A 12368-nucleotide genomic window follows, 5' to 3' on the forward strand; every position below is an offset into this window, starting at 1 on the left:
AAGAAGCCTTTCATCGCGAGCGTCGCGTAGAGCGCGGCAGCCGCGTGTCCCTTGGACAGGATGAAGCGGTCGCGCAGGGGATCGTTCGGCCGTGCCGGATCGATATTCAGCACATGCCAATAGGCGGCGCTGAGGATGTCCGCGCAGGACAGCGAGGAGGCGAGATGCGCCGCCTGCGCGGCATGCGACATCTCGATCACCTTGCCGCGCAGCCGTGCCGCCAAACGCCGCAAGGCGGCGGTGTCGATCTCGGCTAACGGCTGGCGCATGACGATGTTCATCATGGCTTGTGCTGATAGCGATGGGGCAGGTTCGGGATATCGTCGCGAAAGCGCTCCGCCCAGGAGACGACGTCGTCGATGCCGTGCTCCAGCGGCACGACGTCGCGCCAGCCGAGCTCGGTGCGCAGTTTCGCGCTGTCGAGCCTGTAGGCGCCATCCTTGCCCGGCCGCTCCGGACCGATCTCGACGCACTCATCGAAACGTCGATCGAGACGCTTCAGGATCATTTCGACCAGGCTGCGGATCGCGATCAGCTCGTAGCCTGAGATGTGATAGGTCTCGCCCGGCCGGCCGAAGCGCGCGATCCTCGCCGTCGCATCCGCGACGTCGCTGATGTGGATGAACGCGCGGACCGAGGCGCCGCCGCCGTCGAGCCGCAGCCGCTCGCCGCCGCTCGCGGCCAGCAAGGTCCTCGGGATGATGCGATAGAGCTGTTGCCCCGCTCCATAGACATTGGCCGCGCGGGTGAAGATCACCGGGAACTGATAGTTCGCGAAATAGGTGCGCAGGCTCATGTCGGCGGCAGCGCGCGACACCGCATAGGGCGTGGATGGGTTGAAGGCAGCGTCCTCCTTCACCCAGCCCTCCGTCGAGCCGTAGACCTCCGGCGTCGTGACATGGACGTAGCGTTGGAGCCCGTCATGTCGGCGCAGCATTTCATGCAGCCGCACGGTGGAGACGACGTTGGTCATCATCCAGTGGTCGGGATGGGTCCAGCTCTCGCCGACCATGCTCTGCGCCGCGAAGTTCACGACATGGGTCACCTTCTCGTCGAGCAGCAGCGCCTTCAGCGCGTCGAGATCGTGATTGATGTCGATGCGCCGGAAGCGGACCTGCCCCGGCCGCCTCTGCCATCTGTACGGCAGGAAGGCCGGATGCGGTTCCTCCGAACGGCTGGCGGCCAGCACGTCGTGGCCTTGGGCTGCGAGATGATCGGCGAAGCTCGCGCCGGAAAACGCGTTCGATCCGAGGATGAGGTATTTCTCGCGTGCCATGATGTCTGCGTCAGCCTTTCACCGCGCCGATCGAGCCGCGCTGGCTGCGCAGCCACTGCATCAGCATGTGGCCGACGATCATCTGCGCATCCTCGGAAATCTGCATGTCGTCGACGGCGAAATGGATCGGCACGTCGGCGATGTCCTTGGCCTGGCCGCCGGAGAGGCCGAGCACGGCATAGCTGATCATGCCGATCCCGCGCGCGGCTTCGAGCGCGGCGACGATGTTGGCCGAATTGCCGGAGCCGGACAGCACGATCAGAACGTCGCGCGGCCGTGCCAGCACGGCGAGCTGCAGCGAGAACACCTTGTCGTAGCCTTCGTCATTGGCCAGGCATGTCAGCACCGACGGATTGGCCGACAGCGAGCGGACGCGCAGGCCCGAGCCCGGCACCTTCGAAAATGCATAGAGCAGGTCGTTCGACAAATGATCGGCATTGGCGCCGCTGCCGCCATTGCCGGCGAGAAAGACCTGCCGTCCGGTCTGCCAGCAGTCGAGCAGCTCGTAGCCCAGCCGCTCGACCGGCGCCCAGTCGAAATCGCGGAGGGTGGCGTGAAGCCGCTTCGAATAGTCTCTGAACAGCACGGATGGCGTGGCGAAGGCGCGGGCGTTCATGTCGATATCCCTCTCTCCATCCATTTCAGATTGTAGCAGCGGTCCTCGTTTCTGAGCTGCCCTTGCGCGTGCATGCCGACCAGCTCCCTGATCGCATCCTCGACCGTCTTGCTGGGACGGAAGCCGGTGGCCAGCAGCCGGTCGGAATTGACGCGGTATGAGCGCGGGTCGCTGGAAGGCGTGACGACGATCTCGGCGTCGACATGCCGCTTCACCATCTCCGCGATGTCGAGGATCGAGAGGTTCTCGAAGCCGGCATTGTAGATGCCGGCATGCTCGGGATGGTCGAGCAGGAACAGATAGAGGTCGGTGATGTCGTCGATATGGATGTTGGGCCGGGTCTGGTTGCCGCCGAACACGGTCATCCGCCGGCTGGTCAGCGCCTGCATGGTCAGCATGTTGACGGAGACGTCGAGCCGTTGCCGGGGCGAATAGCCGCACACGGTGGCGGGGCGCACGATCTGCACCACCATGTCGTCCTTGTAGGACAGCACGATGCGCTCGCCGCACATCTTGGTCTTGTTGTATTCCGAGATCGGCAGCAGTTCGAGATCCTCGGTGACCTCGGCTTCGTCCTTGATGCCGTAGACGCTGCCCGACGAGGCATAGATGAAGCGGTCCACGCCTGAACGCCGGGCACGGTCGGCGAGCTGCATGGTGGCGAGGCAACTGGTCTCCCAGGTCAGCTTGGGGTCGAGGTCGCCGCAGGGATCGTTGGCGACGCTCGAGAGATGGATGATGGCGTCGATGTCCTCCAGGTCGAAATCTCCGGGATTGCGCACGTCGCCCTTGATGATGGTGAGATCGGGATGCGGCTCCAGGAAATTGCCGAACCACATGATGTCGAAGGCCACGACCTTGTGGCCTGCCTTGAGCAGTTTTGGCACCAGCACGCTGCCCTTGTAGCCGCAGGCGCCGGTGAGAAAGACGTTCATGCCATGGCCTTCTGTAAACGGTGCGTGGATGCTTCGGCCGCGCGCCGCCGCGCGGCGAAATCGCTTCTGGCTTGCGCCAGGCTGTCCGGCGTTCCGATATCGCGGTGATAGCCGTGCGTCTCGACGCACAGAATGCGCCCGAGGAATAGCGGAATGATCTCGGTCGAGAGGTCGACCTGCGGCCGGCCGAGGCTCGCGATCGCGTCGATGATCTCGGGCTCGAAGATGTAGACCGCGCCATTGGCGAGGTTGCCGGGCGGGTCCGCGACCTTCTCATGAAAGGCGACCACGCTGCTGCGATCGTCGAGCTCGAGAATGCCGCAGGAGGAGGGCCTGTCGGTGCGAAAGCCGAGCATCGTGATCGGATGGCCGCGCGGCCGCGTCTCGTGCGCCGCGACGAGGCCGCGAACATCGAAATCGCTAAGATTGTCGGCGTGAGCGACGAGAAACGGGCTTCCCCGGAACCAGTCGCGGTTGTCGAGGACCGTACTGCCGGTGCCCAGGAGCTCGTCCTCATGGGTCAGATCGATGCGCGAGGCGAAGCGCGAAGCTCGCACGTGGGCGACGACCTGCTCCGCCAGCCAATGCGTATTGATCAGGATCCGTTCGATGTCGGCCGCGAACATGTGCTCCAGCCAATAGTTCAGGAGCGGCTTGCCGTCGATCGGCACCAGGCATTTCGCCGTCGTCGCCGTGATCGGCAGCAGGCGGCTGCCGAATCCGGCGGCGAGAAGGAGCGCGCCCATGCCGGTTCCCTCAGTCATGATCGACGGGCTGCTCGTCAACCTCGGCGACGAGCTCGCCGGCCGTGAGCGGGCCGTTGCCGACGCGTGAGACCTGCAAGGCGGCGGCCAGCGCGCCGAGATAGGAGCCCTGCCAGATGTCCGCGCCGGCGCGCAGCGCCATCGCGGTAGAGGTGAACAGGCTGTCGCCCGCGCCAGCGACGTCCTTGGGCGAGACGTTGAAGGCCGGCAGGCGGTCGGTCTGCAGCGCACCGTCGCGTATCGTGTTGATCAGCATGCCCTCGCCCGCGAGCGTGATGATGAGATTCTCGGCGCCGCTCTTGGCCAACAGCCGCTCGGCGATGGCGGACAGGCCGGTCTCGAAATCGTTCAGCGCCATCCGCGCTTCGCGCTCGGTCGGTGTGAGCAGTCCCGTGTTCCTGAACCGGGAGACGTCGCCGACCTGTGAGGACGCCTGGCTGTCGGCCGCCAGCATCACCTGCGCGGCTCGAGCGGGAGCGCTGACCGCGTCGACCAGCCGTTGCGGCAGGCAGCCATAATTGAAGCAGGAGAACAGGATGAGATCGCATTGCGGCAGGGCGCGCTCGACGGCGGCGAGCAGCCTCGCCTGGATTTCGGCGCTGACGGCATGATGCCGGAGGTGATTGACCCGCAGCAGGGTCTTGTTCAGGGCCCGATAGCGCTGCTTGCGCGTGGTCGGCCGGGTCGTGTCGACGAAGAAGTCGCAGCCGATGCCTTGGCTCGAAAGCCTATCGCGTGCGTGGTCGGCGTGCTCGTCGTCGCCGACGACCGTGCAATATTTGACGTCGGCGCCGAGACCGTGCGCATGCGCGGCGACGCCGCCGGCTCCGCCGACGAAGGTCTTGGTCATGATCGGGGTCACGACGATAGTCGGGTCCTCCTGGGACATCCCGAGCGCGTCGCAGGTGATGTACTCGTCGATGATCAGGTCTCCGATCACGAGGACGCGCATCCCCGCCATGCTCGCCAGCAGATGCCGGAGCTGACCGATCTCGAACCCATGGCGCCGCGGAAAGGCCAGCGGCTTGCGGATCGCCGACGATTCCGCATCGGTGTAATCGCGTTCCAGCAGCGATAGCGAGGTGAAGCGCAGCTCACCCGAGCTGAACACCAGGCGCCCCCCATAGGACTCGACGATCGTCCGCTCGGCATTGCAGCGTTTCTCGAATTCCTTGCCCTTGACCACGACATTCGGCCGCAAGGCGGCGATGAACCCGCCGGCCGGTTCCCTGAGCGCCACGGCATGATCGACGAACCCGATCGAACGCACATTCTCCAGACGGACGTCCTGGGGCAGCGTCACGCCGGGCGCATCGTCGGCGTTGACGCCGACCACCAGGCGATCCGCCTGCTCCGCCGCAAACCGCAGCAGCCTGAGATGCCCGGGATGGACGATGTTGAAATTGCCCGAGACGAAGGCAATCGACCGGTCATCGCCGCAATCCGATCGGATCGACTGCGAATCGGCTACTGCCCAGTCCGTGTAACCATCGTCCAATGTTGCACCTGCGGGCGAGCGACCGTGATCGCTCGCAACGATTATCGTTTCGGATACGCGGTTACTGGAATGTTACTAGGCGTCCGTAGTTTTCCGGAAATGTCGCCACGTCGGCTGTTGTGACGATCGCGAATGTCGGAAAGTGGCTACGGACCACGAATCACTGCGGGCCGATACTATCGCAAGAACCGAGGGTTCGGGCATTCACGACGCGCTCCGGCCGACCTCACGGCGATCGCAGCGGAGCCGAAAGCGGCGAGATGACGAAGACGAAGGGCGAGATCCAGTACCAGGAGGCCATCGATCACTTTCGCAAGGATGGCTTCGAGCGGCTTGGCCTGGTGTCCGGATGGGGCTACCACGACGACCCGAAACGGCTCGCCTTCGCCTTCGCCCGCTACAAGTTCGTGGCCAAAATGCTGCAAGGCTGCGCCCGCGTGCTCGAGGCCGGCTGCGGCGACGCGTTCTTCAGCCGGGTGGTCCGCCAGGAGGTCGAGCATCTGACCGCGGTCGATTTCGACGCCGATTTCGTCGAGGACGCCCGCGCCCGGCACTCGGACCGCTGGCCGATCGAGGTCAGGTTGCACGACATGCTGGACGGCCCGGTCGAGGGAACTTTCGACGGGGCCTATTCCCTCGATGTGCTGGAGCACATTCCGGCGGACGAGGAGGACCGGTTCCTCGCCAACATGGTCGCGAGCCTCACCGCGCACGCCACGCTGATCATCGGCATGCCGTCGCTGCAATCGCAGCCTTACGCCTCGGCGCACTCCAGGATCGGTCATGTCAACTGCAAGGACCAGCGCGACCTCAAGCGGCTGCTGCAGAAGTATTTCCACAACGTCTTCGCCTTCTCCATGAACGACGAGGTCGTGCACACCGGCTACCACGCCATGGCGCACTACAATCTCGTGCTCTGTTGCGGGAAAAGGAGCGCAACTGCGGGGACTTAGAGCGTTTTCGAGCGAAGTGGGTACCGGTTCGCGTGAAGAAAACGCATCAAAACAAGAAGCTGGAGCTTCCGTTCCGATTCCATCGGAACGGAAAAAGCTTTAGGGAATCTTCGTCACCGTGAGCTGCAGCCTGAAGCGCTCGCCATCCTGCTCCAACTCGGCGGTGGTGCCGGGATGAAAGTCGTGCGCCAGCATCCAGCGCACCGCTTCGCCCAAGGTCATGACGACGTCGGCCTTCTGCCGGCGGTCGGCATTAGTGTCCTTGCGGCGGTGGTACGATCCACCCGCGCCCTGCGGTTGCGGCTCGATCTCGCCGGTCAGCATCCGCGGCCAGACTTCCTGGAACAGGGCGATCAACTCGTCCTGCAGCCGCACGTGAAGCTCCTTGCCGGAAGTGGGGAAGGGCGCTTGCACCTGCCGCTGGGCGTAGACGCCGCCGGCATCGATGGCTTCCGTCATCTCCAGGATGCTGACGCCGGTGGGGAGACTTTTGCGGATGCACCAGGCGGTGCTGTCGGCGCCGCGCGCGTGCGGCACCAGGCCCGGGTGCAGGTTGGCGCGGTGTCCGGCGAGGGACAGGATCTCGCTCGACAGGATGTGCGGGCTCCAGAGGTCGAGCAACCACTCATACCGGTCGGTGACCGTCCGCAGCACCGCGATATCGAGCCTTTCGAAGGTCGTGCATGCTATGTTGTGCTTCCGGCAGAGGTGAAGAATCGATTCGTCGGCCGCAGAGGCGGCGACGACATGGCCGATCGGCTCCGGTCGTGTGAGCAGGTAATTGAGCAGTGCAAGGCCGACGCGCTTGCCGGCAAAGACGAGAAGCATGGGAGCGATTCCCGGTTCGTGTCCCCGTGCGATAGAATGGATGGCCGATTTGTCAATCAGCGCTGAGGACATCGCGTCCACGGAAGACCCGTCGACCCGACAGGCGCGGGGCTCGGCGCTCTATCGCGACGTGCTCGCCGGCATTCCGGGTGAAGCGATGGCCGATCTGCTGCAGCCGCCGCTCCGGAACCCCAGCGTGCGCTACCGCGATCTCGCCGTCGATGATCCGGAGCGCCGCGCGCGGCTGTTGGGCGCCGTCGACGAGGTGTTACGCAGCGGCCAGCTCCTGATGGGGCCGGCGGTCGAGCGCTGGGAGGAACTGGTCGCGTCCTATTGCGGCGCGTGCCACTGCATCGGTGTCAGCTCCGGCACCAACGCGCTCCATCTCGCGCTGCGCGCTTTCGATATCGGGCCCGGCGACGAGGTGATCGTTCCCGCGATGTCCTGGGTCGCCACCGTGAATGCGGTGGTGCTGGCGGACGCGACGCCGGTCTTTGCCGATATCGGCGACGACCTCAATCTCGATGTGGCGGATGCGGAAGCGGCGATCACGTCGAAAACCCGGGCGATCCTGCCGGTGCACTACACCGGCCGGCTCTGCGACATGGCGGCGATCCGGCGGCTTGCCGACCGCCATGGACTGCGCGTGATCGAGGATGCCTCCCAGGCCTTTGGTGCGACTGATGCAGAGGGGCGGCGGGCCGGCGGCTTCGGTGACGCGGCCGCGTTCAGTCTCAACCCGATGAAGCTGTTTCCGGCGTTCGGCGAGGTCGGCGTGGTGCTGGTGAAGGATGCCGCGATCTCGGAGCGGATCAGGGCGCTACGCTACGTCGGCACCGTGAACAAGGAGATCTGCGTCGAGCCGTCGCTCAACCACAAGATCGATACCCTGCAGGCCGCCATGATGCTGGTGAGTTTTGACTGGGTCGAGCCGGCGATCATGCGCCGGCTCGAGATCGCGCGGCAATATGGCGAGCGCCTCGGAGCGCTGCTCGGCTGCCCGCCGCCGCCCCAATCGCCGGCCGACCGCCGTTCGGTGTTCTTCGACTACACCGTCACGGCGCGGCGGCGGAGCGAGCTGCGCCACTTTCTCGAGGCGCGCGGCATCGAGGTGAAGATTCGCCACCCGCTCTTGATGTCGCAGCAGCCGGCGCATCGCCATTTCGATCGCAGGCCGCTGCCGAATGCGGAGCGTCTGGTGCGCGAGATCCTGAGCCTGCCGATTCACGAAAAGCTGACCGACGGCCAGATCGACCTCGTCGTCGAATCGGTCGCGGACTTCCATTCGCAGTCGGAACGCTAGCGAGTAGCCCGCATGAGCGAAGCGACATGCGGGGACGAAACCCGGATGTCGCTTGCGCTCATCCGGGCTACACACGATTCGACGACGAATCGCCGGCGGGCTCGCGCCCTTCGATTCGGTTATTCCGCGCTCGGCTGGACCTTCAACCGGGAGCGGCGGCCGGGCAGGCGCGGCATCAGCATCGGAACCTGCTTTCGATACCGCTCATAGCTCGCGCCGAAATGCGCCACCAGATCGCGTTCCTCGAACCACAGGCCGACGAGGATGTATCCGGTATTCACAAGCGCGAACAGCAGGTGCCCGGCCGTCATGTGCGGCGTCGCCCAGAAGGCCAGCAGAAAACCCAGCATCAGCGGGTGGCGGACGAGCTTATACAGCAGCGGCGTCCTGAACGGCTGCACGCGCGCTGCGGCGCCATGCAGCGCATCGAGCACCTGGCGCAATCCGAACAGCTCGAAATGGTCGATCATGTAGGACGACGTCAAGGTCACCAGCCAGCCGGTCCAGGAGATCGCCGTCAGGGTCGCCGCCGCCCAGCCGTCGACGCGCCAGATTGTGACGGTGATCGGCCGCCATTGCCAGAAGATGAGCAGCAGCAGGAGGCTCGAGATCAGGACATAGGTGCTGCGCTCGCAGGACGCCGGGACGATCCGCGTCCACCAGCGCTTGAAGCCCGGGCGCGCCATGACGCTGTGCTGGACCGCGAACAGACCGAGCAGCACCACGTCGATCAGCACCGAGGGGCCGAGCCCGCCCTCGGACCCGACATCGATCGACTTCGAAACCCAGAGGTTGCCGACGAAGGCCACCGCATAGGCAAAAGCGACGGAAAATACGAGATAGCTCGCAACGGCATAGAGGAGAGCGGCGATGCGTCCGATCATGATATTCTCCTGTGTGGCTGTGCGGCGGCGGACGTGATAGCCGCGCGTGGCCCCGCCGCGCTGGAGCCGGTGACGATTCCGTGCCGCCGGTGCTAGCATCGCTGCGTCCCTTGGGCGTCCCTTGGGCGTTCCTCGGCCGTCCCCGGACGCCTGCATTTCCGGATTGCATGACGATGGCTCAGTTCAGCGTGCGCACGTTCGGCTTCCCGGAGCTCCGGCGTGACGGCGAGCCGTGCCGGCTGGCGCTGCGCAAGGGCCTTGCCCTGCTGGTCTATCTGGCCGAGGCGAAGGGCCCGGTCGGGCGCGACGCGCTCGCAACCCTGCTGTGGCCGGAAAGCCCCGAGACGGTGGTGAAGGCGCGGCTGCGGCGCCTGTTGCATCGGCTCCAGTCGACGCTCGGGGATGTTCTCACGACCGATCGTTCCACGGTCGGCTGGTCGTCGGCGATCGAGCTGGAGGTCGGCTCCCAGTCGTTCGAGCAGGCCTGCGATCGTGGCGATTTCGAGCAGGCGTGCCGCCTCTATGAAGGCGACTTCCTCGAGGGCTTCGCGCCCGCAGGCTGTCCACAATTCGACGAGTGGGCCTTCTTCCGCAGGGAGGCGTTGCGGGGCCGCGCGATCCAGGCGCTCGAGCGGCTGGTGTACGAGAAGAACGCGGCGGGCGATTACGCAGCCGCGGCTGTCCATGCCGTCCGTCTGGCTGCGCTCGATCCGCTCAGCGAAGTGTATGGGCGGCATCTCATCCGCAATCTCCTGCTCGCCGGCGATCGGGCCGCGGCCGAGCGCCACCTCGACGCCCTGACGCGGCGTCTTCGCGACGAGCTCGATGTGGCGCCGGAGGCCGAAACCCGGTCGCTGCTCGAAGACCGCGCGCCGGCCGCGGCCGCGGACCCGCCGTCGACGCGGTACGCAAGCGGCGGCGGCATTCATCTCGCCTTCCAGACCTATGGTACCGGGTCCATCGACGTGCTCGTGCTGCCCGGCTTCGTCTCCCATGTCGAGCGCGTCTGGGAGGAGCCGCGGTGCCGAACGTTCCTGTCCTCACTTGCCGGGATCGGCCGTCTCATCCTGCTCGACCGTCGCGGCGTCGGGCTGTCCGACCGGGTCGGCTCCAGCCCCAGCGTGGAGGCGACCGCGCTGGACATCGGCACGGTGCTCGATGCTGCGGGCAGCCGCCGCGTAATGCTGTTCGGTGCGTCCGAGGGCGGACCGGCCTGCATCAGCTTCGCGGCCGACCATCCGGATCGGGTCGCCGGTCTCGTCCTGTTCGCCTCGCTCGCGAAGGGGAGCGCCACGCCGGATTATCCGCACGCCTTGCAGGCCGCGCAGTACGACATATGGCTGCGTCAGCTCGTCACGGCCTGGGGCGGGCCCGCCGGTATCGAGACGTTCGCGCCGAGCCTTTCGGGCGATGCGCAGGCGAGAGCCTGGTGGGCCGGCCTGCTTCGCGCGGCGTCGAGCCCGGGCGCCATCAAGGGCGTGCTCGAGGCGTTGCGCGACACCGATGTGCGGCACCTCCTGGAGCGGATCGCGGCGCCGACCCTCGTGCTGCACCGTCGCGGCGACCGCGCCGTTCGCGTCGGCGCCGGCCGGCATCTCGCCAGCCGCGTCCCGCGGGCACGGTTGATCGAGCTCGACGGGGCCGACCACTGGGCCTTCGCCGGCGACCAGCAGCCCGTCCTCGCCGGCATCAGGCAATTCGCCGACGGCCTTGGGATGTGATCGCGCGCCTCCCTCACTGATCGATCGAAATCTTGGCCTCGTGCGCGACCTTGGTCCATCGCTCCGTTTCCAGCCGCAGCAGATCGCCGAATTGCCGCGCCGTCATGGTGTCCGCCTCGGCCCCCTCATTCGACAGAATCTGACGCAGCTCGGGGGTGCCGAGCATTTTGCCGATCTCGGAATTCAGCGCGTCGACGATAGTCGCCGGCATCCCGGCCGGACCGACGATGCCCCACCACGACCAGACATCGAAGCCGGTCACACCCTGTTCGTCGAGCGTCGGCACATCCGGCAACAAGGCCGTCCGCCTGGCGCTGGTCACCGCAAGGGCCTTGGCCTGGCCGTTCTGCACGAGTTGCAGTACCTGCGGCAGGCTCGAAACGTAGATATCGACATGGCCGCCGAGGAGATCGTTGAGCGCGGGCGCTCCGCCCTTGTAGGGGACGTGCATCAGCTTCACGCCGGCCGACTGCGCCATGAGCTCTGCCGCGATCTGATTGATGCTGCCGGGGCCCAGCCGAGGCGTAGGTGATCCGCCCCGGTTCGCCCCTGGCCAGAGCGAACAGTTCTTTGGCGGATTTCGCCGGCAGGCTCTTCGACGCCGTAAGCAACAGGGGCGAGCGGGCAATGAAGGCGATCGGCGTGAAATCCCTGATCGTGTCGAACGGCAGGGTTTTCTTGATCGCGGGGTTGATCGTGAAGGTCGACGACACCAGGAGCAGCGTGTAGCCGTCCGGCGGCGCGGTGGCGACGGTGGAGCTGCCGATCGTGCCGCCCGCACCGGCGCGGTTTTCAACGACCACCGGCTGCCCCCACGCATCGGCGAGCTTCTTGCCGATGGCGCGGGCGACCAGGTCGTTCGATCCCCCGACCGCGAACGGCACGATCAGCGTGATCGGTTTTGAAGGATAGCTCTGGGCGCGCACCGCCGGGCTCATGAGCAGGAGCGCTGCCGCAAGGAAGGCTCCGGCTTTGATCATGTCTCGTTTCAACAACTCGTTTCTCCTGGACGAAGCGGACACATGGGAGTCTATGCCAGCGGAACGCGCGAGACCGGCAGCGGCGGCACTCCGGCCTTGGCCGCAGCCTCCTGCATCATGGCGACCTCCTTGGCGTGGAATGGCACGCCGGTGCGGCGATGCTTCGCTTCCAGCCGGCGCTCACGTTCGCCAGGCATGATCACTTCGTCAAAACCTTCCGCGGTCGGGCAGGCATGCACGCGCTGCGCCAGCGTATCCATGCGCCTCGCATACTCGTCGCGACTGACGAACAGATCGGGCTTCATCGCCATGATGAAATGACCGACATTCTGCGGCCGGTCGTAATCCTCGAAATGGTTGCGTACGTCGCCGCCGAACGCGGCGCCGGAAATCACGCCGCCCATCAGGTCCATCAGCATCGCCAGCGCCGAACCCTTCGGACCGCCGATCGGCTGCACGGTGCCGCCGTCGAGCGCGGCATGGGGATCGGTGGTCTGGCGGCCTTTGGCGTCGAGCGCGTAGCCGGGCGGGATGGGTTCGCCGCGCCGCGCGGCGCGCCGGATTTTTCCGCGCGCGGCGACCGCCGGCGACATGTCGAGATCGAACGGCA

At 66.0% G+C, this 12368-nt stretch carries 13 protein-coding genes and 2 pseudogenes; 4 read left to right on the forward strand and 11 right to left on the reverse strand.

Annotation, left to right across the window (positions count from 1 at the left end; translation table 11 throughout):
* From JOY90_RS10640 to JOY90_RS10665, 6 genes and pseudogenes are all read right to left on the reverse strand, one after another.
* Positions 1-284: pseudogene (locus tag JOY90_RS10640) on the reverse strand (transketolase); the annotation flags it as partial.
* On the reverse strand, positions 281-1279 hold the full coding sequence (locus tag JOY90_RS10645; RefSeq protein WP_367276912.1) for an NAD-dependent epimerase/dehydratase family protein: 999 nt from the start codon (positions 1277-1279) through the stop codon (positions 281-283). The gene JOY90_RS10645 and the pseudogene JOY90_RS10640, both read right to left, overlap by 4 nt.
* Positions 1280-1286: 7 nt before the next feature.
* On the reverse strand, positions 1287-1892 hold the full coding sequence (locus JOY90_RS10650) for an SIS domain-containing protein (protein WP_291691095.1): 606 nt from the start codon (positions 1890-1892) through the stop codon (positions 1287-1289).
* Positions 1889-2827, reverse strand: a complete 939-nt coding sequence (locus JOY90_RS10655) for an NAD(P)-dependent oxidoreductase (protein WP_291691096.1) — start codon at positions 2825-2827, stop codon at positions 1889-1891. The genes JOY90_RS10650 and JOY90_RS10655 overlap by 4 nt, the downstream gene beginning before the upstream one ends.
* Positions 2824-3573, reverse strand: a complete 750-nt coding sequence (locus JOY90_RS10660; RefSeq protein ID WP_291691097.1) for a nucleotidyltransferase family protein — start codon at positions 3571-3573, stop codon at positions 2824-2826. Before JOY90_RS10660 ends, JOY90_RS10655 begins: the two co-directional genes overlap by 4 nt.
* Positions 3574-3583: 10 nt before the next feature.
* On the reverse strand, positions 3584-5044 hold the full coding sequence (locus tag JOY90_RS10665; protein WP_291691105.1) for a PfkB family carbohydrate kinase: 1461 nt from the start codon (positions 5042-5044) through the stop codon (positions 3584-3586).
* A gap of 305 nt (positions 5045-5349) precedes the next feature.
* Here JOY90_RS10665 and JOY90_RS10670 point away from each other — a divergent pair, with 305 nt between their 5' ends.
* On the forward strand, positions 5350-6042 hold the full coding sequence (locus tag JOY90_RS10670; protein ID WP_291691098.1) for a bifunctional 2-polyprenyl-6-hydroxyphenol methylase/3-demethylubiquinol 3-O-methyltransferase UbiG: 693 nt from the start codon (positions 5350-5352) through the stop codon (positions 6040-6042).
* A gap of 99 nt (positions 6043-6141) precedes the next feature.
* Here JOY90_RS10670 and JOY90_RS10675 read toward each other — a convergent pair whose 3' ends face one another.
* Positions 6142-6870 (reverse strand): formyltransferase family protein, encoded by a 729-nt coding sequence (locus JOY90_RS10675; protein ID WP_291691099.1) that lies wholly within the window; start codon positions 6868-6870, stop codon positions 6142-6144.
* 40 nt (positions 6871-6910) lie between these two features.
* Here JOY90_RS10675 and JOY90_RS10680 point away from each other — a divergent pair, with 40 nt between their 5' ends.
* Positions 6911-8173 carry a DegT/DnrJ/EryC1/StrS aminotransferase family protein gene (locus JOY90_RS10680; protein ID WP_291691100.1) on the forward strand — a complete coding sequence of 421 codons (1263 nt, stop codon included), beginning with the start codon at positions 6911-6913 and terminating at the stop codon, positions 8171-8173.
* Positions 8174-8292: 119 nt separating this feature from the next.
* Here JOY90_RS10680 and mddA read toward each other — a convergent pair whose 3' ends face one another.
* On the reverse strand, positions 8293-9057 hold the full coding sequence (gene mddA / locus JOY90_RS10685; RefSeq protein WP_291691101.1) for a methanethiol S-methyltransferase: 765 nt from the start codon (positions 9055-9057) through the stop codon (positions 8293-8295).
* A gap of 173 nt (positions 9058-9230) precedes the next feature.
* Here mddA and JOY90_RS10690 point away from each other — a divergent pair, with 173 nt between their 5' ends.
* A complete protein-coding gene (locus tag JOY90_RS10690) occupies positions 9231-10778 on the forward strand; it encodes an alpha/beta hydrolase (protein WP_291691102.1) in 1548 nt (515 codons plus the stop codon).
* A 13-nt stretch (positions 10779-10791) separates the two neighbouring features.
* Here the strand turns inward: JOY90_RS10690 and JOY90_RS10695 are convergent, their stop codons facing one another.
* The gene (locus JOY90_RS10695; RefSeq protein WP_367276911.1) at positions 10792-11406 is read right to left on the reverse strand and encodes a tripartite tricarboxylate transporter substrate-binding protein; all 615 of its coding nucleotides are present in this window, start codon (positions 11404-11406) and stop codon (positions 10792-10794) included.
* A pseudogene (locus JOY90_RS40110) lies at positions 11351-11581 on the reverse strand (tripartite tricarboxylate transporter substrate-binding protein); the annotation flags it as partial. The gene JOY90_RS10695 and the pseudogene JOY90_RS40110, both read right to left, overlap by 56 nt.
* Between JOY90_RS40110 and JOY90_RS10705 the strand changes: the two are divergent.
* The gene (locus JOY90_RS10705; RefSeq protein ID WP_291691103.1) at positions 11532-11690 is read left to right on the forward strand and encodes a hypothetical protein; all 159 of its coding nucleotides are present in this window, start codon (positions 11532-11534) and stop codon (positions 11688-11690) included. The pseudogene JOY90_RS40110 and the gene JOY90_RS10705 overlap by 50 nt on opposite strands.
* 118 nt (positions 11691-11808) lie before the next feature.
* Here JOY90_RS10705 and JOY90_RS10710 read toward each other — a convergent pair.
* The coding region (locus JOY90_RS10710) for an Ldh family oxidoreductase (RefSeq protein ID WP_291691104.1) at positions 11809-12368 on the reverse strand (560 nt) is incomplete at its 5' end.

The organism is Bradyrhizobium sp., assembly GCF_019242285.1.
Taxonomy (GTDB): domain Bacteria; phylum Pseudomonadota; class Alphaproteobacteria; order Rhizobiales; family Xanthobacteraceae; genus Bradyrhizobium.

Bases quoted from the DNA above. Each gene is read 5' to 3' on its own strand.
- JOY90_RS10650 (WP_291691095.1), bottom strand. From the start codon at position 1,892: ATGAACGCCCGCGCCTTCGCCACGCCATCCGTGCTGTTCAGAGACTAT.
- JOY90_RS10655 (WP_291691096.1), bottom strand. From the start codon at position 2,827: ATGAACGTCTTTCTCACCGGCGCCTGCGGCTACAAGGGCAGCGTGCTG.
- JOY90_RS10660 (WP_291691097.1), bottom strand. From the start codon at position 3,573: ATGGGCGCGCTCCTTCTCGCCGCCGGATTCGGCAGCCGCCTGCTGCCG.
- JOY90_RS10670 (WP_291691098.1), top strand. From the start codon at position 5,350: ATGACGAAGACGAAGGGCGAGATCCAGTACCAGGAGGCCATCGATCAC.
- JOY90_RS10675 (WP_291691099.1), bottom strand. From the start codon at position 6,870: ATGCTTCTCGTCTTTGCCGGCAAGCGCGTCGGCCTTGCACTGCTCAAT.
- JOY90_RS10680 (WP_291691100.1), top strand. From the start codon at position 6,911: ATGGCCGATTTGTCAATCAGCGCTGAGGACATCGCGTCCACGGAAGAC.
- mddA (WP_291691101.1), bottom strand. From the start codon at position 9,057: ATGATCGGACGCATCGCCGCTCTCCTCTATGCCGTTGCGAGCTATCTC.
- JOY90_RS10690 (WP_291691102.1), top strand. From the start codon at position 9,231: ATGGCTCAGTTCAGCGTGCGCACGTTCGGCTTCCCGGAGCTCCGGCGT.